We start from the raw sequence: 21,094 nt of genomic DNA, 5'->3' as shown, positions 1-21,094 counted from the left end.
AGCGCCACCAGCGCAGATACAGCCCGCGCGCGCTCGCCGAGGCGCAGCGCAGCGAATACGGCAGACGATGATAAAGCGTTACGGCATTCATCCAGGGCGCCTGATCAAGAAACTTTCTATCGCGCTAAAGACTGGCATTACACCGAAGTCTTACGGCTCACTGTCTCAGGCTTGGCCAGTTCCCTGACTAGGAAAGCGGCTAGGACAATACTTGCCCTGCCGCAAAATTAATAACGCCATAAGGAGATTTCCCATGCTTCTGACCTTTATGACGACGACCATGCCTGCCGGAGCAACTGTGTATTTTCTCTTAGATGAAAGTCTTAAACGAACGAGAAAGATAGTAGTTTTTAGGAATGCATTCTACAGCCTCAATTTCAAAGGGACTTATATTCAGAATCCATCAAACACGGTCGCAACGTCAGTCTGAGATCGATTGTTTACAAGAGCAAAATAGGATTGCTGGGATCCGGCTGCATCTACTCGTACGAGGTATTCAAGAGGGTAAGCGGATAGGGTTTCAAACTTGGTGGATTCAGCAGAGCAATCGAATTCGATGCTCTAAGACCTGATCTTCTAGAATGCTTCATTTCATCAAGACCTCGAGCTTTGGACTCCATTGCCGATTGCTAGACATCCCCCTTCAATCAACGATCTTAGCTGAGGCTGTATGCATTCACTGGATGCTATACGGGGGTTACCCCGCCCTCAGCAGCCGGATCGCTGAATCGCGCTCGAACAGGTAGAGAAGCACCCGCAGGGCCTGCCCGCGCTCGCTGACGAGGTCCGGGTCGCGGTCGACGATCAGGCGGGCGTCATCACGGGCGGCTCCCAGAAGGTCGCCATCCACCTCGAGGCGAGCCAGCTTGAAGCCGGGCGTGCCCGACTGGCGCGTGCCCAGCACCTCGCCTTCGCCGCGCAGGCGCAGATCCTCCTCGGCGATGCGGAAGCCGTCCTCCGTCTGGCGCATCATCTCGAGCCGGGCTTGGGCCACCTGACCCAGCGGCCCCTTGTAGACCAGGAGACACGTGGAGGATTTCGAGCCCCGGCCGATGCGCCCGCGTAGCTGGTGCAACTGTGCGAGACCGAAGCGCTCCGCATGCTCGATGACCATGACGGTGGCGTTCGGTACGTCGACGCCGACCTCGATGACAGTGGTGGAAACCAGGATTTTGGTCCCGCCGCTGGAGAACCGCTCCATGGCGGCGTCCTTGTCCTTGCCGGCCATCTTGCCGTGCACGAGGCCGACCTGATCGCCGAAGAAGCCCTTCAGCATCTCGAAGCGCTCCTCGGCAGCCGCGAGGTCGATAGATTCGGATTCACCCACGAGCGGGCAGACCCAGTAGATTTGGTCGCCATTGGCGATGGCGCGCCCGATACCCCCGACAACCTCGTCGAGGCGGTCAATGGCGATGAGCTTCGTGGCGATGGGCTTGCGGCCTGCCGGTTTCTCGCTCAGCACCGACACGTCCATGTCACCGAAATAGGTGAGGGCCAGGGTGCGCGGGATCGGAGTCGCGGTCATGACGAGGATGTCGACGGCCTCGCCCTTGGAGCCAAGCGCCAGACGCTGGTGGACGCCGAAGCGGTGCTGCTCGTCGACCACGGCAACGCCGAGATCCTGGAACGCCACGCCTTCCTGAAATAGGGCGTGCGTGCCCACCGCGATCTGGATGCTGCCGTCAGCGAGCCCAGCAAGGATCGTCCGGCGTGCGACGCCCTTCTCGCGTCCTGTCAGGAGAGCCATAGTGAGCCCGGCCTGTTCCGCCATGGGCGCGAGGCGCTCGTAGTGCTGGCGGGCGAGAATTTCCGTCGGGGCCATCATGGCAGCCTGGCGGCCCGCCTCGATGGCACTTGCCATGGTGAGCAGGCCGACCACGGTCTTGCCCGAACCCACATCGCCCTGGAGCAGCCGCAGCATCTTCTTGTCGGACACGAGATCGTGGCGGATATCCTCGACGGCTTTTGCCTGCGATCCAGTTAGACCGAAGGGCAGGGCGGATCTCAGGCGCTCGACCAAGTGCCCGTTGCCCGCATTCACCCGGCCGGGCAACCGCCGCATGCGGCTTCGCACAAGCGCCAGGGCAAGCTGCGACGCCAGCAACTCATCGTAGGCGAGGCGTCGGCGCGGGGCGGCTTTGGCAATGGCCTCCTCGGAGAGCTGCGCCGCATTATCAGGTCGGTGAAGGGCAGAGAGCGCCTGACGGAAGTCGGGCAGGGCGTTCCGATCGAGCCAGGCGGGATCCTGCCATTCCGGCAGCCCAGGGACTTTATCGAGGGCAACGCCGATGTACTTGCCCACCATGCGCGAGGAGAGGCCCTCGGTCAGGCCATAGACGGCCTCGACCGCCGGCAGGCTCTCGATGCTCTTCTCATCCAGAATCCGGTCCGGATGCACCATCTGGCGCCGTCCCTCCCAGAGCTCGATCTTGCCGGAGACATAGCGGCGCTCGCCCACGGGCAGGATCTTTTCCAGACGGGCCTTCTGGCCGTTGAAGAAGATCAGGGTCACGTCGCCGGTCTCGTCCTCCACGAGGATCCGGTACGGCGCCCGCCGGCCCGGCGGTGGCGGGCGGTGGGCGACAACGGATACGGAGATCGTCACAGGCTCACCGATGGGAGCATCGGCCACGGACCCCTTCATCTCCCGGGAGATGCCGCTCGTCGGCACGTGGAACAGCAGATCCATGACGCGCGTGGGCTTGCCCGGCTCGCCGAGAAGGCGGTCGAGGAGGGGGGCGATCTTCGGCCCGACGCCGGGCAGGGTGTTGGCCGGGGCGAAGAGCGGGTCGAGAATGGAAGGACGCAATGACATTCAAATGGGTGGCAACTGGGAGGGAGATGGTTATATAGCGGCCAAGCCGCCCGGAGGCGACGTTATCTTTCATCGATCGGAGCAACGCCATGAGCGGAACGACACGCAGCAGCGCCGGCCTCGACACCCGCCGCAGGCAGATCCTGTACCGTTCCTGGCATCGCGGCATGCGGGAGATGGACCTGATCATGGGCCAGTTCGCAGACGCGGAGATCGGCGAACTTTCGGAAGAGGATCTCGCCGAGTTCGAACGCCTGATCGAGGTGACCGACCGCGACCTTCTCGGCTGGATCACCGGGGAGATCAAGACACCGCAGAACTACAATACGTCCCTGTTCCAGCGCCTCAAGGCGTTCCACACCCATACGTCGCCGATCCACAGCTGACGTTTTGGCAGCGCTTTTCTGACCGAACCGGGCGGAATCGCCCGCGTTCCCTTTGATCTCTGACCTGATATTTCACCATGAAGCCTGCCCTTACCCGCGCCCTCGATGCCCTCAAAAAGGGCCAAAGCCTGACCTTGTCCGGCGTGCCTGACGGCTTTGATGCCCTGGCCGTCGCCGATCTCGCGCGAGGCCTCTCGGGGCAGGTCGAGGGGCCGGCCGTGCTGGTGCATGTGGCCCGCGACGGGCAGCGACAGCAGAACTTCGCCAGCAGCCTCGGCTTCATCGCACCCGAGATCGAGATTCTGACCTTCCCGGCCTGGGATTGCCAGCCCTATGACCGTGTCTCGCCCAATGCGGCTATTACCGCGCAGCGCATGACAACGCTGGCGCGCCTGGCACGCTCCAAGACCTCCGAAGACAAGCCGCGCATTCTCTCGACCACGGTGAACGCCCTCGTCCAGCGCGTGCCGCCGAAGGCCCGCATCGCGGCTGAAACGTTCTCGGCGGCGCCCGGCAACGTAGTGGACACCACTCAACTGGTGAACTGGCTGGAGAGCAACGGCTTCCTGCGTACGGGCACCGTGCGCGACACGGGCGAATATGCCGTCCGGGGCGGCATCATCGATCTTTTCCCAGCAGGTCTTCCCAATCCGGTCCGCCTCGACTTCTTCGGCGACGCGCTGGAATCGATCCGCGCATTCGACCCGGAAACCCAGCGCACCATCGGCACCCTGCGCTCCCTCGACCTCGTCCCCATGAGCGAGGTGCAGCTGACGACCGAGAGCATCAAGCGCTTCCGGCAGGCCTATGTGGCGGCCTTCGGCGCGCCTACCCGTGACGACCGGCTGTATGAGGCGATCAGCGAGGGGCGGCGCTATCCCGGCCTTGAGCACTGGATGCCGCTGTTCCATGACCGTCTCGACACCCTGTTCGACTACCTGCCCGGCATCCCGGTGGTGTTCGACGTGCTGGCCGACGACGCGGCCGCTGAGCGCCTCGCCCAGGTGAAGGACTATTACGATGCCCGGCACGAGGGGATGGGCCAGAACCAACCGGGCGTCGCGCCATATCGCCCGCTGCCACCGGATGCGCTCTACTTCAAGCCGGAAGAATGGTCTGAGCGCACCGCCGCTCTGCCGCTTGCGCGCCTCACTCCATTCGCCGTGCCGGAATCCTCCGGGCGTTTGGTGATCGACTGCGAGGCGCGGCAGGGCCGCAGCTTCATCGCCGAGCGGGCCGACGAGAACGCCAATGTTTTCGAGGCAGTCATCGGCCATATCCGCGACCTTCAGGCCACCAAGAAGCGTGTGATGCTGGGCGCTTGGTCCGAAGGCTCCCGTGAACGGCTCTGTCACGTGCTGCAGGACCACGACCTGCGCCAGACGAAGCCGATCTCGCGCTTCTCGGACGCGATGGCCTACCCGCGCAACGAAATCCCAGTCGGTATCTGGCCACTTGAATCCGGCTTCGAGACCGCCGACCTCGCCGTCATCAGCGAGCAGGACATCCTCGGCGACCGCCTGGTGCGTCAGAAGCGCAAATCCAAGCGGCCGCAGGACTTCCTCACCGAGGTAGCCGCGCTGACGCCGGGCGACCTCGTGGTGCACGTGGACCACGGCATCGGGCGGTTCGAAGGGCTGAAGACCATCGAGGCGGCGGGTGCACCACACGACTGTCTTGAGCTGCACTATGCCGGCGGTGACCGCCTATTCCTGCCGGTGGAGAACATCGAGCTTCTGACCCGCTACGGGTCGGAGGAGACGGAGGTCCAGGTCGACAGGCTCGGCGGCGGAGCCTGGCAGGCCCGCAAGGCGCGGATGAAGCAGCGCATCCGCGAGATGGCCGGTGCCCTCATGAAGATCGCAGCCGCCCGCATCCTCAAGGACGCCCCGCGCCTGACACCTCCCGAAGGCATCTACGACGAGTTCGCGGCCCGCTTCCCCTATGACGAGACCGAAGACCAGATCAACGCCATTGAGGCGGTGCTGGACGACATGGGCTCCGGCCGTCCCATGGATCGCCTCGTCTGCGGCGATGTCGGCTTCGGCAAGACCGAGGTGGCGCTGCGCGCCGCCTTCGTGGCTGCCATGAGCGGTAAACAGGTCGCGGTTGTCGTGCCCACGACGCTCCTCTCGCGCCAGCATTACCGCACCTTTTGCGATCGTTTCCGCGGCCTGCCGCTCAACGTGGCTCAGGCCTCCCGGTTCGTGCCCGCGGCCGAGATGAAGAAGACCAAGGAAGGGCTGAGCGACGGGTCGGTGGACATCGTCATCGGCACCCATGCGCTCCTCGGCAAGGCCATCAAGTTCAAGGATCTCGGTCTCATCGTCATCGACGAGGAGCAGCATTTCGGTGTGACCCACAAGGAGCGCCTGAAGGAGCTGCGTGCCGAGGTGCATGTGCTCACCCTCTCGGCCACACCGATCCCGCGCACACTGCAGCTGGCGCTCACCGGCGTGCGCGAGCTGTCGCTGATTACGACGCCGCCGGTGGACCGCCTGGCGGTTCGCACCTTCATCACGCCCTTCGACCCGCTCCTCGTCCGCGAGGCGCTGCTGCGCGAGCGCTACCGGGGTGGGCAGGCGTTCTATGTGGTGCCGCGCCTCGATGATCTCGGCGAGGTCAAGGCCTTTCTGGACAAGGAGGTGCCGGAGGCCAAGGTGGCGGTGGCGCACGGCCAGATGGCGGCAGGCCAGCTCGAGGACGTCATGACGGCCTTCTATGAGGGCAAGTACGACATCCTGCTCTCCACAACCATCGTAGAATCGGGCCTCGACATCCCGACCGCCAACACGCTGATCGTCCACCGGGCCGACATGTTCGGCTTATCCCAGCTCTATCAGCTGCGTGGTCGTGTCGGGCGCTCCAAGACCCGCGCCTATGCCCTGTTCACGGTCCCGGCCAACAAGTCACTGACGGTGCAGGCCGAGCGGCGCCTCAAGGTGCTGCAAACCCTCGACACCCTGGGAGCAGGCTTCCAGCTCGCCTCCCATGACCTCGATATCCGCGGCGCGGGCAACCTGCTCGGCGATGAGCAGTCGGGCCACATCAAGGAAGTAGGCTACGAGCTCTACCAGCAGATGCTGGAGGAGGCGGTGGCGCAGCTCAAGGCGGGCATCGAGGAGCCGACTGAAGACCAGTGGTCGCCCACCATCGCGGTCGGTGCACCGGTCATGATTCCCGAGAGCTACATCGCGGATCTCCAGCTGCGGCTCGGCCTCTATCGCCGGCTCTCGACCTTCGAGACGGACCAGGAGATCGACGCCTTCCGGGCGGAGATGGTGGACCGTTTCGGGCCGGTGCCGTCGGAGGTCGACCAGCTTCTCAAGATCATGGCGATCAAGGTGCTCTGCCGCCGGGCCAATGTGGAGAAGGTCGATGGCGGGCCCAAGGGCATCATCATCTCTTTCCGCGACAATTCCTTCGCCAATCCGACCGGCCTCATCTCCTACGTGACGGAGCAGGCTTCCTTCGCAAAAGTGCGTCCCGACATGAAGATCGTGTTCATTCGTGACATCGAGACACCGGACGAGCGTATCAAGGCGGCCACCACGATCCTGCGCAGCCTCGCCCGGATCGCGGAGAAGAAGGCCGCCTGATGGTCGAAGCGTGGGCGCTGGTCAAAAACGGCGCCGTGGTCGACGGCCACGATGCCAACCGGCTTGTGCCCTGGTGGAGCTTCACGAAGACGGTTCTCGCGGCCGCAGCCCTGGTGCTCGTTCGCGATGGCCTCATCGGATTGGATGAACCGGTCGAAGGCAGGCCTTGTACGCTTAGGCACCTGCTCCAGCATCGCTCCGGGCTGGCGAACTACGGCGGTCTTCGCGCCTACCACGAGGCCGTCGGCCGCGGCGACAATCCCTGGCCGGTGCCGGAACTCCTCAACCAGCTCGATGCGGAGCGGCTCCGCTATCCGGCAGGCGAGGGGTGGGACTATTCCAATATTGGTTATCTGGTCGTCGGCCAATTGATCGAGACCATTACCGGTTTCGACCTGAACGCGGCCCTGCAGCGCCTCGTCTTGAGGCCCCTTGACACTAAGTCGGCGCGGCTCGCAAGGAACCGGGTGGATCTCAGCCATGTCACCATGGGCAGCGCGGAGGACTACCATCCAGGCTGGGTCTATCATGGATTGTTGGTCGGAACCGTCTCGGATGCGGCGCTCCTGCTGGACCGCCTGCTCGAAGGCAGCCTGCTGACATCCGAGCTGTTGCAGGAAATGCTCACGCCTTTTGCGCTTCCGGGACCTGTGCCGGAGCGGCCCTGGCAGGAACCCGGTTATGGGTTGGGTACCATGACCGGCGAGACGACATCGGGTCTGAAAGTGGGTGGACACACGGGCGGAGGGCCGGGCAGCACGATTGCGGTCTATCGCAGCCTCGGCGGTGCAGGATCGGGAACAGTCGCCTTTTTCAGGACGAGTGAGGATGAGGCGAAAACGGAAGAAGGAGCCTTCCGGCTCCTGAAAGGCTAGAGCTCCGGCGCAGCGACGGCGTGGACGCTGAGCTGGTTCTGGAGCATCGTGGCGGCTCCGTTGAGCCCGCCCGTGATGATCACCGGAATTCCGCTTTCTCCCAGGTTTTTGCGCAGCCGACGGGCGAGGTCGAGGAAGCGCTTGCGCTCCGCCCAATCGGCATGACGAGGCATCTGCAACAGCACGGCGGCCGGGCTTGGAATCAGGGCCAAGACGTCGTCGGCAGCCTCGAAGGGAGTGGTCACGCTCGCATATCCCATGCCGGCCAGTTCGACGGACAGAGCGCCATCGGGGGCGCGCTCGCCGCTATCGACAACGAGGACCTTCGGCATTGCGTTCATGACGATACCCTGCAGTAAGACGCGACAGTGGGACAGGAGGTACTCACCTAACGTCGAAGCAGGGCATTAGTTTCATCATCTACATGAATGGAAGCTCAACAATAGGCGCCTCAGGCGGATCCAAAGATCAGTGCGGCTGCCGCCACCAGGTGTCGACATTGGTGCCCATAAGCGGCACGGTCGCAGGCTTCCCGAGATCACGACTGTAGGCAAGCCATTGATCCTTCAGATAAAATAGCGGAACCACATAGAAGCCCGACAGCAGGGTACGGTCGAGGGCCCGCACGGCCGAGACGAAATCCTCCCGGCCCTTGGCTTCCAGCAGCGCGTCGATAAGTCGATCAATCGCCGGGGAGGCTACCCCAGCGTGGTTATGGGACCCGCTCCTTTGCGCCGCAGTGGAGCCCCAGCGGTTTCGCTGCTCGTTCCCAGGAGAGAGGGAGGCGGGCCAGAGCCACTGGACCATGTCGAAATCGAACTGGGCCAAACGCCGCCAATATTGCACGTCGTCCACGAGACGCACCCGCGCCTGAATGCCGATCCGGCTCAAGGACTGGGAGAAGTTCAGGGCAAGCCGCTCCTGTGAGCGGGAATTAACCAGCAGTTCGAAGGCAAAGGGCTCGCCCGTGCTCTTTTTGCGTAGAACATCGCTCCCCAGCACCCAGCCCGCCTCGGAGAGCAGCGTCAGGGCTTGGCGCGCCATATCCCGGTCGCGACCGGAGCCGTCGCTGGCCGGGGGCTCCCATCGCCCCTCGAGAATGTCCTCCCGCACCGTGCCAGGAAATGCGGCGAGCAGAGCCCGCTCGGCCTCGTCGGCGGGGCGGCCCGTGGAGGCGAGGTCCGAGCCCGAGAAGTAGCTGTTGGACCGGGTGAGCTGGCCGAAGAAGAGATTGCGGTTCACCCAGTCGAAGTCGAACAGGTAGCTCAACGCCTCACGCACCCGCACATCGCCGAAGAGCGGCTTGCGGGTGTTGAAGACGAAGCCGTTCATGCCCTTGGGCAGCCGGGTCGTCATGGTTTCGCGGGCAACGCGCCCGCTTCGGACGGCAGGGATGTCGTAGCCGGTTGCCCATTGGCCAGGATCGCCCTCGATTCTGAAGTCATAAAGTCCTGCCTTAAAAGCCTCGAACAACGTGTTGGAGTCGCGGTAGAAATCGTAGCGTATCTCGTCGAAGTTATAGAGGCCGCGAGTGATGGGCAGGCTCTCGCCCCAATAATCCTTGCGCCGGGTCAGCACCACCCGTTCTCCGGGCTTCACCTCGCTAAGAACATAAGGTCCCGAGCCGATAGGCGGGGTGAGACTGGTCTTGTCGAAGCTGCCTGGATTGGTCGCGTGAGCCGGAAACACGGGCATCATGCCGATCAGGAGCGGCAGTTCCCGGTCATTGGACCCTGAGAGGTCAAACCTGATGCGGTGCGGGTCCAGAATCTCGACCGCCTTCACCTGCCCGAAGCTCGACCGGTGGAAGGGCTTGCCGTGCTTCTTCAACATCTCGAACGAGAAACGCACGTCCTCGGCCGCGAGCGGATGGCCGTCGGAGAAACGAGCGCGGGGTTCGAGATGGAAGGTAATGAAGTTCCGCTCCTCCGGCATCTCCACGGCACGGGCGAGCAGGCCATAAATCGTGAAGGGCTCGTCAGCGGAGCGCATCATGAGAGGCTGCAAGACGTAACGGGGCACCACGTCGGGCGCGACACCTAGGACAATCAAGGGGTTGAGGCTGTCGAAGGTGCCCTGCAGGGCCAGCGTGATTCGCCCTCCTTTCGGGGCCTGAGGGTTGGCATAGGGCAGGTGCTCGGAGCCGGGCGCGAGCGCAGGCTCTCCGTGCATCGCGATGCCATGCCGCAGTGGCAGCGCCTCTTGAGCGGCGGCGCCGAATGTCATGAGGGTAAGAGCAGCCGAAAACAGCAGATTTGATATAAGCCAGCGGCCCATGGCTCTCCCGATGCCGGTTCCCACCTGAGCAATGTTGTACAGAATTTTGCCCTGGGTGACTGGAAACCTACCACACGAAAGGTTAAAGGAGCGCCACACGTCTTGTCTTCGCCACATTGGGCAAGGATTTGACCACGTCATCACAGGTTAAGAACGCGCCGGATCAACGGCCAATTCGAAAGCCGATCTTTCGACTGAAGAGGATCTAACGATATGTCTTTCGCGACACGCTTCGCGAGCCTGGGGGGGGGCCGTGGCCTGGCAACAGCTCTGGCCGTTCTGGTGAGCGCACCCGTTATGGCTCAGACTGCTCCGGCCCAGACCGCCCCAGCTCAGACCGCTCCGGCCCAACGCCCTGCGGCTCCGGCAGCCCAGCCGGCCCGCCCTGCCGCTCCTCCTGCGGCTCCTGCCACTCAGCCGGCACGTCCTACAGCTCCAGGAGCTCCGGCTCAGGGTGCCCAACAGCAGCAGAATGCCGGCCCCACGGTCGTGCAGGTGAAGGCCGAGCCGTCCCAGCCCGAATGGACCAAGGTCTGCGGCACTGACCAGAACACCAAGACCGAGATCTGCTACACCACCCGCGACTTTGTGTCGGACCAGGGCCAGCCGGTTCTGGCGTTGGCCGTCTATGACGTGAAGGGCCAGCAGCCGCAGAAGGTCGTCCGTTTCGTGATGCCCCTCGGCCTGCTCCTGCAGCCGGGCCTGCGCTTCACGGTCGATCAGGGCCAGGCAGTCGCCGGCCGCTACGTCATGTGCCTGCCCAACGGCTGCTTCGCCGAGGCGGCCGTGAAGGACGACTTCATTGCCTCTCTCAAGAAGGGCGCCAACCTGAACGTCAGCGTTCAGAACCAGATGGGCCGCGAGATCACCTTCGCCGTTCCGGCTGCCGGCTTCGGCAAGTCCTTCGACGGTCCTCCGATCGACCCGAAGGTGCTCGAAGAGCAGCAGAAGAAGTTGCAGGAAGAACTGCAGAAGAAGAGCGAAGAGATGCGCCAGAAGATGCTGAACGGCGCCGCCGGCGCTGCGGCTCCTGCCGTCCCGGGTGCAGCCGCTCCGGCCGCCCAGGCAGCTCCCAAGCCCTAAGGCCGACGGACTTCCAGCAAACAAAAACGCCGGGCTCATGGCCCGGCGTTTTCTTTTGATACGCTCATTCTCAATTGGCGAGGATGGGGTGGGCTCTGTAGGTGCCATTCTTCTGCCGCGTGAACATCTCCGGGATCATCGGATTGCGCAGCGGCTCACCTGAATCATCGGGCAGAAGGTTCTGCTCGGACACATAGGCGATGTATTCGGTTTCCGCGTTCTCGGCGAAGAGGTGGTAGAAGGGCTGGTCCTTATGCGGACGGACTTCCTCAGGGATCGAAAGCCACCATTCTTCCGTGTTGTCAAATTCAGGGTCGACATCGAAAATCAGCCCCCTGAAGTCAAAAACCCGATGTCGAACCACCTGGCCGATCGCGAATTTGGCTGAACTCGCTTTCATGGTCTTAACTCCTTGAGCCACATATAGAGATTTGCAGGGGAATCTCCAAATCCTCTGCCTGTCACAAGGCCGAGAGCGAGGGGCGCCGGCGGCGAGCGTTGCATTTCGGGACTATGAGCCTTCCGAAAGGCGGGATTGCCGCAAGATTGGAACCTTGCCAGAAGGAGTGCTCACGCCTCCGCCTGCCATATCCCTATGCCTGGAGCCGCCCATGTCCGACCTGATCGGGCTGTTCAACCTGCTTGCCCCCTTCTTCGGCCTCATCGGACTCGGCTTCTTCTGCGGCAAGGTGGTGAAGCAGCCGGAGGCCGGTCTTGCCTGGATGCAGTTCTTCCTGATCTATGTGGCGCTGCCCTGCCTGTTCTATCGCCTCATTGCCGACAAGCCCCTGGACGAGTTAGCGAACTGGCCCTTCATCCTGGCGACCACGTTCTCGACCTTCTGCGCCTTTGCGCTCTCCTTCGCGACCGGCTGGCGGTTTACCAGGGACCTGCCGCAATCGGTGATGCAGGGTGTGGCCGGGTCCTACTCCAATATCGGCTATATGGGGCCGCCGCTGATCTTAGCTGCGATCGGTGCTTCCGCCAGCGCCCCGGTGGTGCTGATCTTCGTCTTCGACAACCTGTTTCTATTCTCCGTAGTGCCGCTTCTCATGTCGCTGGCCGGCGTAGAGAAGCTGAGCCTGTCGGCCACGATCCGCAGGATCGTCTGGCGGGTCGTGACCCACCCGTTCAATGTGGCGACCGCCATCGGTGTCGCCGCGAGCTACCTGCATCTCCGGTTGCCGCAGGCCGCTGACCAGATCGTCACTTGGCTCTCGGGCGCCGCCGCACCCTGCGCCCTGTTCATCCTCGGCGTCACCGTGGCCCTGAGGCCTCTCAGAGAGATGCCAGGGGAGGTGCCGGTTCTGGTGTTCATCAAGCTGATCCTCCACCCGCTTCTCGTCTGGGTGGTGCTTTCGGCCCTAGGCGATTTCGGGCCCGCCTGGACCTATGCGGCGGTCATCATGGCGGCGCTGCCGCCGGCCCTGAACATCTTCGTGATCTCGACCCAGTACAATGTCGGCGTGGAGCGCGCCTCGGCGTGCGTGCTCATCGGCACGCTGGTCTCGATGCTGACCCTGACCGGCATCCTCTACATCACCACGAAGACCGGCGCCGTGCCGTACGACCTCTTCCCTTAAAGTGGCGAGGCGCCCTGCATCAGGCGCGGCGCGCCCATCTGCGGGAGCACCCCCTCACGCATGATAATCCGGCGCAAAGGCCCGATATTGCTCAGCGCCAGCAGGCCGGCGCCGCGGAGGAAGTCCGTCGGCATCATACCGGTGAGGAGGGTGCGGTTGAGCCCGTCCACCGCCGCCGTTCGCAGGCGGACGTCGAGATCGCGGCTGCGCTGGTACCGGACCAGGGCTTCCTCAGCGCCTGGATCGCTGCCCTCGTTCTGTCCGTCGACAACCGCGTCCCTGAGGGAGGCTGCATCCCTGAAGCCGAGATTGAGACCCTGCGCCCCTATGGGTGGAAATACGTGGGCTGCTTCGCCCACGAGGGCTAGACGCGAGGCCTGGTAGCGGTTCACCGACAGGCCGGTCATCGGAACGAGCCCGCGCGGGCCGTCGATGCGCATGGCGCCGAGATGGGACTGGGCCTGCCGCTCGATCGCGAGCGCGAGAGCCGCGTCGTCGAGCCCGGAAAGGCGCTCCGCCTCGGCCTTGTTCGTCACCCAGACGAGGCTTGAGCGCCGGCCGGGCAGGGGGACCAAGGTGAACGGCCCGTGACGGGTGTGAAACTCTGTCGAGGTCTCCCGATGGTCCCGGTCATGGGCCAGGATCACGGTAACGGCCGATTGCGGATAGGACCACGTCTGGGTGCCAATTCCGGCAACCTGGCGCAGCTTGGAATTACGCCCGTCTGCGGCAACGACAAGGCTCGCCTTGATGGTGCCGCCCTCGACCAGCCTCAGGGTGGCTCCCGTCTCATCCGCGCCAAACCCGGCTGCGAGTTCAGGCACGAGGGTGAGGTTTTCGCAAGCCCGCGCTGCCTCGGCCAGCTTATCGACCAGGGTGGCGTTCTCGACGTTCCAGCCAAAGGCATCCAGCCCGATCTCCCCCGCCCGGAACGAAGCCGGAGGGGGACGGAACAGACTGCCGGTGTCGTCGACGATCCGCATGGTCTCGAGCGGTGCGGCCTCCCTGACGATCAGGGGCCAGGCGCCGAGCGCCTCCAGAAATCGGACAGAGCCGTTGAGAAGGGCGACAGTGCGGCCATCCCGGCGCGTATCGAGCCCTCCGACCAGAACGGTCCTGAAGCCATCGCGGGCAAAAGCCAGGGCAGCGCTCAGGCCTACGGCTCCGGCACCGACCACGGCGATATTATAGGTGCTCTCAGTCAAAGGCCTGCCTCTTCACCATTTTTGTGGACGGGGAGCGGACTCACAATAAACCATGGATTCGCCATTGCCGACCGGTGCGCCGCATCCCTATGATCTTCCTACAAGGGAGTGACGAACCGGTACGGCGCTTGCCAGGTTCCGTACAGGCCGTCATTCATGTGCAGATTCCGACCCGGCTTCAACCTTTAAGTCAGAGACGCTTGTGTGAAGGCAGACGTACCACCCTCGGGAACGCCCCTCGTCGAACTTAAAGGGATCACCAAGCGCTACGGCGATCTTCTCGCGAATGACGGGATCGATCTGTCGATCGAGGCGGGTGAGATTCACGCGCTTCTGGGTGAGAACGGGGCAGGGAAGTCGACCCTGGTCAAGATCCTCTACGGCGTGATCGAGCCGAGCGCAGGCGAGATCCGCTGGGAAGGCCACCCCGTCACCATCGGCTCGCCGGTCGAAGCTCGGGCTCTCGGCCTCGGCATGGTGTTCCAGCATTTCTCCCTGTTCGACGAATTGAGCGTGGCCGAGAATATTGCGGTGGCGCTCTCGCACGAATGGAGCCTCTCCACCGTTCGGGACAAGCTGGCCGAGATCAGCCAGACCTATGGGCTGGCCCTCGATGCGGATCGCGCCGTGTGGACTCTCTCCGCCGGCGAGCGGCAGCGCATCGAGATCGTCCGGTGCCTGCTTCAGAATCCACGCCTGCTCATTCTCGATGAGCCGACCTCCGTGCTCACACCGCAGGAAGCCGAGCACCTCTTCACGACCCTCGACAGGCTCTCGGCCGAGGGCTGCTCGATCCTCTACATCTCCCACAAGCTGGAGGAGGTGCGCCGCCTCTGCCGCCGCGCCACGATCCTGCGGGCAGGGCGGGTGGTGGCGACCATCGATCCGCGGGCGAGCAGCGCCCGGGAGATCGCGGCCTTGATGGTCGGCACCGCAGTGGGCGAGATCCGCACCGACGCACCGCATCATCCACAAGGGGAGACGCTCCGGGTCTCGCACCTGTCCATGCCGCCGGCCGGCCTTCACGGGCAGGCCCTGCGCGACATCAACCTCGTGGCGCGGGCCGGAGAAGTCGTCGGCATCGCTGGAGTCGCAGGCAACGGTCAGAGCGAACTCTTCGCCGCATTGTCGGGCGAGCGCCTTGCTGACCGTGCTGAGGCCATCGCGATCAACGGCAAGCCATCAGGCACAATGGGCATCGATGCGCGAAGACGTCTCGGCGCAGCCTTCGTGCCGGAGGAGCGGCTGGGCCATTCGGCTGCCCCGACCCATCGCCTGAGCGAGAACACCCTGATCTCTCATGCGTCTGCTGAAGTGAGCCGTTCGGGCTTCATCCTGATGAACGCCGCTAAACGGGTGGCCCGCTCGATCGTCCAGAGCTTCGACGTGCGCACGCCTGAAGGAGACCCGCAGGCGCGCAAGCTCTCCGGCGGCAATCTCCAGAAATTCGTCATCGGGCGCGAGATTATCCGCAGGCCGAAGCTCCTCATCGTGGATCAGCCGACCTGGGGCGTCGATGCGGGCGCGGCCCGCCTCATCCGTCAGGCTCTGGTCGATCTGGCGCGGGAGGGCAGCGCTGTGGTGATCGTCAGCCAGGATCTCGATGAACTGTTCGAGGTGGCAGACCGGATGGCCGTGATCCACCAGGGCACTTTGAGCTCGCTGAGGCCCATCGGAGAATGGACCAAGGAGGCCGTGGGGCTCGAAATGCTCGGCGTTGCTCAAGGGCAGGGAGGCGTCCATGCGGTTTGAGCTGACGCCTCGCACCAACGCTTCCACAATGATGCGCGTCTTTGCATCGGTCGCGGCCTTCATTACGGCCTTCCTGATCGCGGGCTTCGTGATCTGGCTCATGGGACGCTCGCCTATCGCGGCCTTCGATGTCTATGTCCTCCAGCCCTTGAGCGATCCCTGGTCCCTGCAGGAGCTTCTCGTTAAGGCAACCCCGATGGCGCTCATCGCCATCGGCCTCGCCTACTGCTTCCGCGCCAATCTCTGGAACATCGGCGCGGAGGGGCAGTATGTGATCGGCGCCGTGCTCGGCAGTTGGCTCGCGCTGAGAACCAATGGCACGGACGCCGGCTTCTGGGTTCTGCCGCTCATGCTGGTGCTCGGTATCATTGGCGGCGCCCTCTGGGGCTTGATCCCGGCCTTCCTGAAAACCCGCTTCGGCGTGAACGAGATCCTGACCAGCCTCATGCTGGTCTATGTGGCGCAGCTGATCCTGGATTATCTGGTGCGCGGCCCCTGGCGCGACCCGAAGGGCTTCAACTTCCCGCAATCCGTCACTTTCGATCCCGCCGCTACCCTGCCGCCAATCCTGGAATCCGGCCGTGTGCATTATGGCGCTGTCTTCGCAGCCATTGCCGTCCTGGTCACAGCCGTGGTCCTTGGCCGAACCCTGTTTGGTTACCGTCTTAAGCTTACCGGAGATGCTCCTCGTGCAGCCCGCTTTGCGGGCTTCAGCTCCAAGGCAACGACGCTGGCCGTCTTCGCGATTTCAGGCGGCTTGGCTGGACTGGCGGGCATCTCCGAAGTCTCGGGGCAGATCGGTCAGCTCCAGCCTTCAATCTCTCCGGGCTATGGCTTCACGGCCATCACAGTTGCCTTCCTGGGACGCCTCAACCCTATCGGAATCCTGGTCGCTTCGCTTGTCGTCGCACTCACCTTCATCGGGGGCGAGAGCGCTCAGATCCTGCTGAAGCTGCCGCTCGACCTCACTCAGGCATTCCAGGGCATTCTGCTCATGTGCGTGCTCGCGGCCGACGCCATGGTCAGCTACCGGATTCGTTTTGCAGCAAGGGGAGGGGGCAAGTGACCATATTCGAGGCCATTCTCCTCACCATCGTCACCGCCTCCACGCCGCTGCTGATTGCGTCCCTCGGCGAACTCGTGACAGAGCGCTCCGGCGTTCTCAACCTGGGCGTCGAAGGCATGATGGCGATGGGGGCCGCCTGCAGCTTCGCTGCTGCTGTCACGTTCGACTCCACCTTTTTGGGTGTGGCCGCCGGCATGCTGGCGGGAACCCTGATGGCGGCGCTCTTCGCGCTGCTTGTCCTGGGCTTTGCCGCAAACCAGACCGGCTCGGGACTTGCTCTCACCATCCTGGGGCTCGGCCTGTCCGGCCTTATCGGCGCTCCGTTCGTCGGCGCAAGGCGCGATCCCATCGCGCCGGTCGATATCCCAGGCTTGAGCGATATCCCCGTCATCGGCCGCCTGTTCTTTGAGCAGGACCTTTTCGTCTATGCCTCGATCGTGCTGACGATCCTGGTGGGTCTCTACCTCATGCGAACTCGTTCGGGCCTTACCCTGCGCTCCATCGGCGAGAACCATACCTCAGCCAATGCGCTGGGCTTGCCGGTCTGGCGGGTGCGCTTCTGGGCGATCCTGTTCGGCGGTGCCTGCTCCGGTCTGGCCGGAGCCTATCTCGCCCTCGTCTATACCCGTTTCTGGTCGCCCGGCATGACAGCTGGACGTGGCTGGATCGCCCTGGCGCTGGTCGTCTTCGCGGCGTGGCGGCCGGGCTGGGTGCTGGTCGGGGCTTATATCTTCGGTGCTGCCACGGTGCTGCAGCTTCATGCCCAGGCGGCCCAGTTCGGGGTGCCGTCGCAGGTGCTGTCGGCGGTGCCATATGTGGCAACAATCCTGGCTCTTCTACTCCTCTCAATCCGACATGGGCGGGCCATTGGAGCACCCGGATCCTTGGGTGCGCCCTTCGTGCCTGACCGATGAGCGAAGTGTGTTAGTCTGACCAAAGTGTAGGCAGAGGAATTCTTGCCAGAACGCTTCAGACCTGCCACGGAATGGTGGAAATCTAAACTCGAGGGAACGAGCATGTTTTCAGGGAAAGTCTTTGGAGCCTTGGCAGGGGCAACGGTCCTGGCTTTATCGGCCACGGGAGCAATCGCCCAGCCGAAGGACAAGATCAAAATCGGCTTCATCTATGTAGGCCCAGTGGGCGACCACGGCTGGAGCTACCAGCACGATGTAGGTCGCCAGGCTATTGAGAAGGCTTTTCCAGGCAAGGTGACGACCACCTTCGTGGAGAGCGTACCGGAGGCCGATTCCGAACGTGCCATCGAGCAGCTGGCCCGCACCGGTCATGACCTCATTTTCACGACCTCCTTCGGCTTTATGGAGCCGACCCTGAAGGTCGCGAAGAAATATCCGAACATCAAGTTCGAGCACGCCACCGGCTTCAAGCGTAACCCGAACCTCTCGACCTATGCGGCAAAGTTCCACGAGGGCCGCTACATCATCGGCCAGATCGCCGGCAAGATGACCAAGTCTGGCACCATCGGCTATGTGGGCGCTTTCCCGATCCCGGAAGTGATCGCCGGCATCAATGCCTTCTACCTTGGCGCCCAGTCGGCAAACCCGAGCGTCAAGATCAAGATCGTGTTCGCCAACACCTGGTACGATCCCGCTAAGGAAGGTGATGCGGCCAAGGCGCTCCTCGATCAGGGCGTCGACATGCTGGCCCAGCACACGGACAGCCCGGCCCCGATCCAGGCCGCCGAGCAGCGCGGCAAGTTCGGCTTCGGCCAGGCGTCCGACATGGAGCGCTTCGCTCCCAAGGCCCAACTCACGGCCATCGTGGACAACTGGTCCGACTACTACGTCGCCCGCGCCAAGGCCGTTCTCGACGGCACCTGGAAGTCGGAGGACGTCTGGGGCGGTCTCGCGTCCAACATGGTCGTGATGACGCCCTACAAGAACATGCCCGACGACGTGAAGAAGCTGGCCCAGGAGACCGAGGCCGCCATCCGCTCCGGCAAGCTCAATGCCTTCAAGTGCCCGATCATGGGTCAGGACGGCAAAGAGATCGAGTGCAAGGGCCAGGGTGCCCTCTCGGACGAGCAGGTGCTCGGCATGAACTTCTACGTGAAGGGCGTCGAGGACAAGATCCCGCAATAACCTTCAGCAGATTTCAGCAGAACGGGGCAGCCGAGAGACCGGCTGCCCTTTTTATTGTAGCCTCTATGACACGAACGGATCTGCTTATCAGGGCTCAAAACGACATGAGCGCCACCGGTGTTTGGGTCACCAGCGGCGCTCAGGTTGAAAATGAATGAAGGGGCAGGGCGGTCAGGCCACCGTTCCGTGCAGGTCGTACTCGTCTGAAGCCTCGATCATCACGTTCACGATCTCGCCCGGCTTGAGCGCCTGACGCGAGGCCACATAGACGACGCCGTCGATCTCCGGGGCATCGTATTGCGTGCGTCCGGTGGCTACCGTAGCGCCGGGCTCGTCGATGATGACCGGGAGCGTCTTGCCGACCTTGCTCTTGAGGATCTTGGCGCTGACCTTCTGCTGGGTCTGCATGAAGCGGTGCCAGCGCTCCTCCTTCACCTCGGCCGGAGCGGCACCGGCGATGTCGTTGGCGGGAGCGCCCTGAACCGGCTCGTACTGGAAGCAGCCGGCGCGGTCGATCTTAGCTTCCTTCAGCCATTGCATGAGGAAGTCCACATCCTCTTCCGTCTCGCCGGGGAAGCCGACGATGAAGGTCGAGCGGATGGCCAAGTCAGGGCAGATCTCGCGCCATTTATGGATACGCTCCAGGGTCTTCTCCTGGTTGCCGGGGCGGCGCATGGACTTCAGGACGCGCGGGGAGGCGTGCTGGAAGGGGATATCGAGGTAGGGAAGAATCTTCCCCTCAGCCATCAGCGGGATGACCTCGTCCACATGGGGGTAGGGGTAGACGTAGTGCATGCGCACCCACATGCCGAGTTCGCCGAGCTCCTTGGCGAGCTCGAAGAAGCGAGTGCGGACCTCCCGGTCCTTCCACAGGCTCGGCTGGTACTTGATGTCGAGGCCGTAGGCGCTGGTGTCCTGAGAGATCACCAGGAGTTCCTTGACCCCGGCCTTCGCGAGCTTCTCGGCCTCGCGCAGCACATCGCCGATCGGGCGGCTGACGAGGTCGCCGCGCAGCTTCGGGATGATGCAGAAGGAGCAGCGGTTGTTGCAGCCCTCCGAAATCTTCAGATAGGCATAATGGCGCGGCGTCAGCTTCACGCCCTGGGGCGGCACGAGATCAACGAAGGGATCATGAGCCGGCGGCACAACCTGATGGACTGCAGAGACCACAGACTCATAGGCCTGAGGACCGGTGATGGCCAGCACATTGGGGAACCGGTCGCGGATCTGCTCGGGCTCAGCGCCCATGCAGCCAGTCACAATGACCTTGCCGTTTTCCGCCATGGCCTCGCCGATGGCCTCCAGGGACTCGGCCTTGGCGCTGTCGAGGAAACCGCAGGTGTTGACGATGACCACGTCGGCCCCGTCATGCTCCTTGGTCAGCTGGTAACCCTGGGCGCGAAGCTGGGTGATGATGCGCTCTGAATCGACCAAGGCCTTTGGGCAGCCTAGGGATACGAACGAGACTTTGGGCGCGGGAGCATTCATCCGCCAAATCCACTCTCAAAAACGAAACTGACATCTATGACGGCACCCGCCTAAGACCGCTTCTATGCGAGTGCGGGCGGGGAACCTGTTTTATCGGAGGCAGGAACACTTTGCAGGTCAGGCGAAGTCTCGCACAGACCCGTATGAATTCTCCTGAATCGATTTGGTCCTTCGCGCAAGCATTCCAAAAGCCTGGGAAAATGCGCCTGAAGTCATGTGTGCGTGTCTTTACAACACTGGATCTGGCTTTACAACATCCGGGGCTGATGCAGCCTTGACGCAAGCTAACCTATGTTCGGCATCGCAGGTGAAGTGGGTGCTCGAATAATTGTGAATGCCCTGGGTCTGACTTTTTCGCTAAGGCCTTCGGAGCCAAGGAGCCAGAGGAACTATGCGTCTCTTTGCCCTCTCTCATCAGTCAAACCACCGTATCGCGCGAGTTGTATCATGGTCCTGCGCGATCTTACTTGCCTTTCTCTCCTTGCTGCCGAATGAACTTGAGATCAGGACCGGTGCTCCGGACGAGCTTGAGCACTTCTTCGCGTACTTCTTTGCAGCTGTACTATTTAGCATTAGCTATCCGCAGAAGCGGTTCTTCGTTGCAGGAACGCTCGTGGCGATTGCCGGCCTTCTTGAAGCTCTCCAGGTTTTCTCGCCAGGACGATCGGTTCGCCTCCTCGATGTTTGGTTTAGCGCAACAGGGGCGATTTTTGGTGTTGTGGTAGCGTCACTCATTGCCCGCTGCAACGTTCGTCCATTGCGTAGCAAGCAATAAAAAAGCCCCCGCCGTTTATCACGTGCGGGGGCTTTTGAGTGTTTGGTTGCGGGGACAGGATTTGAACCTGTGACCTTCAGGTTATGAGCCT

Annotated in this window: 16 protein-coding genes; 10 read left to right on the top strand and 6 right to left on the bottom strand. The window is 63.0% G+C overall.

The window, feature by feature from the left end:
* Window positions 1–697: 697 nt before the first annotated feature.
* Window positions 698–2,815 (bottom strand): ATP-dependent DNA helicase RecG, encoded by a 2,118-nt coding sequence (gene recG / locus VB618_RS19535; RefSeq protein ID WP_329798425.1) that lies wholly within the window; start codon window positions 2,813–2,815, stop codon window positions 698–700.
* Between the two features lie 89 nt (window positions 2,816–2,904).
* Here recG and VB618_RS19530 point away from each other — a divergent pair, with 89 nt between their 5' ends.
* The 3 genes from VB618_RS19530 (at window position 2,905) to VB618_RS19520 (ending at window position 7,675) form a co-directional block, all read left to right on the top strand.
* Window positions 2,905–3,201 (top strand): FAD assembly factor SdhE, encoded by a 297-nt coding sequence (locus tag VB618_RS19530; protein WP_329798424.1) that lies wholly within the window; start codon window positions 2,905–2,907, stop codon window positions 3,199–3,201.
* Window positions 3,202–3,278: 77 nt separating this feature from the next.
* Window positions 3,279–6,800, top strand: a complete 3,522-nt coding sequence (mfd, locus tag VB618_RS19525) for a transcription-repair coupling factor (protein ID WP_329798423.1) — start codon at window positions 3,279–3,281, stop codon at window positions 6,798–6,800.
* On the top strand, window positions 6,800–7,675 hold the full coding sequence (locus tag VB618_RS19520; RefSeq protein WP_329798422.1) for a serine hydrolase domain-containing protein: 876 nt from the start codon (window positions 6,800–6,802) through the stop codon (window positions 7,673–7,675). Before mfd ends, VB618_RS19520 begins: the two co-directional genes overlap by 1 nt.
* Here VB618_RS19520 and VB618_RS19515 read toward each other — a convergent pair.
* Together VB618_RS19515 and VB618_RS19510 are read right to left on the bottom strand one after the other, a co-directional pair.
* A complete protein-coding gene (locus VB618_RS19515) occupies window positions 7,672–8,016 on the bottom strand; it encodes a hypothetical protein (protein ID WP_329798421.1) in 345 nt (114 codons plus the stop codon). The two genes, VB618_RS19520 and VB618_RS19515, sit on opposite strands and share 4 nt — an antisense overlap.
* 127 nt (window positions 8,017–8,143) lie before the next feature.
* A complete protein-coding gene (locus VB618_RS19510; RefSeq protein ID WP_329798420.1) occupies window positions 8,144–9,952 on the bottom strand; it encodes an extracellular solute-binding protein in 1,809 nt (602 codons plus the stop codon).
* Between the two features lie 213 nt (window positions 9,953–10,165).
* Here VB618_RS19510 and VB618_RS19505 point away from each other — a divergent pair, with 213 nt between their 5' ends.
* Entirely contained in the window at window positions 10,166–11,035 is an 870-nt protein-coding gene (locus VB618_RS19505; RefSeq protein ID WP_329798419.1) for an invasion associated locus B family protein, read from the top strand.
* A 70-nt stretch (window positions 11,036–11,105) separates the two neighbouring features.
* On the opposite strand, the gene hspQ is transcribed toward VB618_RS19505, so the two are convergent.
* The gene (hspQ, locus tag VB618_RS19500; protein ID WP_329798418.1) at window positions 11,106–11,435 is read right to left on the bottom strand and encodes a heat shock protein HspQ; all 330 of its coding nucleotides are present in this window, start codon (window positions 11,433–11,435) and stop codon (window positions 11,106–11,108) included.
* A gap of 211 nt (window positions 11,436–11,646) precedes the next feature.
* Here hspQ and VB618_RS19495 point away from each other — a divergent pair, with 211 nt between their 5' ends.
* Window positions 11,647–12,618, top strand: a complete 972-nt coding sequence (locus tag VB618_RS19495; RefSeq protein WP_329798417.1) for an AEC family transporter — start codon at window positions 11,647–11,649, stop codon at window positions 12,616–12,618.
* Here the strand turns inward: VB618_RS19495 and VB618_RS19490 are convergent.
* Complete coding sequence (locus tag VB618_RS19490; protein ID WP_329798416.1) at window positions 12,615–13,823, bottom strand: UbiH/UbiF family hydroxylase; 1,209 nt, start codon at window positions 13,821–13,823, stop codon at window positions 12,615–12,617. The two genes, VB618_RS19495 and VB618_RS19490, sit on opposite strands and share 4 nt — an antisense overlap.
* 204 nt (window positions 13,824–14,027) lie before the next feature.
* Between VB618_RS19490 and VB618_RS19485 the strand changes: the two genes are divergently transcribed.
* The 4 genes from VB618_RS19485 (at window position 14,028) to VB618_RS19470 (ending at window position 18,740) form a co-directional block, all read left to right on the top strand.
* Complete coding sequence (locus VB618_RS19485) at window positions 14,028–15,575, top strand: ABC transporter ATP-binding protein (RefSeq protein ID WP_329798415.1); 1,548 nt, start codon at window positions 14,028–14,030, stop codon at window positions 15,573–15,575.
* Window positions 15,565–16,641 (top strand): ABC transporter permease, encoded by a 1,077-nt coding sequence (locus VB618_RS19480; protein WP_329798414.1) that lies wholly within the window; start codon window positions 15,565–15,567, stop codon window positions 16,639–16,641. Before VB618_RS19485 ends, VB618_RS19480 begins: the two co-directional genes overlap by 11 nt.
* On the top strand, window positions 16,638–17,555 hold the full coding sequence (locus VB618_RS19475; RefSeq protein WP_329798413.1) for an ABC transporter permease: 918 nt from the start codon (window positions 16,638–16,640) through the stop codon (window positions 17,553–17,555). Before VB618_RS19480 ends, VB618_RS19475 begins: the two co-directional genes overlap by 4 nt.
* Window positions 17,556–17,657: 102 nt before the next feature.
* Window positions 17,658–18,740 carry a BMP family ABC transporter substrate-binding protein gene (locus VB618_RS19470; protein ID WP_329798412.1) on the top strand — a complete coding sequence of 361 codons (1,083 nt, stop codon included), beginning with the start codon at window positions 17,658–17,660 and terminating at the stop codon, window positions 18,738–18,740.
* A gap of 171 nt (window positions 18,741–18,911) precedes the next feature.
* Here the strand turns inward: VB618_RS19470 and rimO are convergent, their stop codons facing one another.
* On the bottom strand, window positions 18,912–20,228 hold the full coding sequence (rimO, locus tag VB618_RS19465) for a 30S ribosomal protein S12 methylthiotransferase RimO (RefSeq protein ID WP_329798411.1): 1,317 nt from the start codon (window positions 20,226–20,228) through the stop codon (window positions 18,912–18,914).
* Between the two features lie 391 nt (window positions 20,229–20,619).
* On the opposite strand from rimO, the gene VB618_RS19460 reads away from it, so the two are divergent.
* Window positions 20,620–21,003 (top strand): VanZ family protein, encoded by a 384-nt coding sequence (locus VB618_RS19460; protein WP_329798410.1) that lies wholly within the window; start codon window positions 20,620–20,622, stop codon window positions 21,001–21,003.
* The last annotated feature ends 91 nt before the right edge of the window (window positions 21,004–21,094 follow it).

The sequence above is a fragment of the Microvirga sp. CF3062 genome, assembly GCF_036314045.1.
Taxonomy (GTDB): Bacteria; Pseudomonadota; Alphaproteobacteria; order Rhizobiales; family Beijerinckiaceae; genus Microvirga.
This window is presented reverse-complemented; position numbering and strand designations above follow the sequence as displayed.

Coding starts and splice junctions, on each gene's coding strand:
- VB618_RS19530 (WP_329798424.1), top strand. CDS start 2,905: ATGAGCGGAACGACACGCAGCAGCGCCGGCCTCGACACCCGCCGCAGG.
- VB618_RS19480 (WP_329798414.1), top strand. CDS start 15,565: ATGCGGTTTGAGCTGACGCCTCGCACCAACGCTTCCACAATGATGCGC.
- VB618_RS19505 (WP_329798419.1), top strand. CDS start 10,166: ATGTCTTTCGCGACACGCTTCGCGAGCCTGGGGGGGGGCCGTGGCCTG.
- VB618_RS19495 (WP_329798417.1), top strand. CDS start 11,647: ATGTCCGACCTGATCGGGCTGTTCAACCTGCTTGCCCCCTTCTTCGGC.
- rimO (WP_329798411.1), bottom strand. CDS start 20,228: ATGAATGCTCCCGCGCCCAAAGTCTCGTTCGTATCCCTAGGCTGCCCA.
- VB618_RS19520 (WP_329798422.1), top strand. CDS start 6,800: ATGGTCGAAGCGTGGGCGCTGGTCAAAAACGGCGCCGTGGTCGACGGC.
- VB618_RS19460 (WP_329798410.1), top strand. CDS start 20,620: ATGCGTCTCTTTGCCCTCTCTCATCAGTCAAACCACCGTATCGCGCGA.
- VB618_RS19510 (WP_329798420.1), bottom strand. CDS start 9,952: ATGGGCCGCTGGCTTATATCAAATCTGCTGTTTTCGGCTGCTCTTACC.
- VB618_RS19470 (WP_329798412.1), top strand. CDS start 17,658: ATGTTTTCAGGGAAAGTCTTTGGAGCCTTGGCAGGGGCAACGGTCCTG.
- recG (WP_329798425.1), bottom strand. CDS start 2,815: ATGTCATTGCGTCCTTCCATTCTCGACCCGCTCTTCGCCCCGGCCAAC.
- mfd (WP_329798423.1), top strand. CDS start 3,279: ATGAAGCCTGCCCTTACCCGCGCCCTCGATGCCCTCAAAAAGGGCCAA.
- hspQ (WP_329798418.1), bottom strand. CDS start 11,435: ATGAAAGCGAGTTCAGCCAAATTCGCGATCGGCCAGGTGGTTCGACAT.
- VB618_RS19515 (WP_329798421.1), bottom strand. CDS start 8,016: ATGAACGCAATGCCGAAGGTCCTCGTTGTCGATAGCGGCGAGCGCGCC.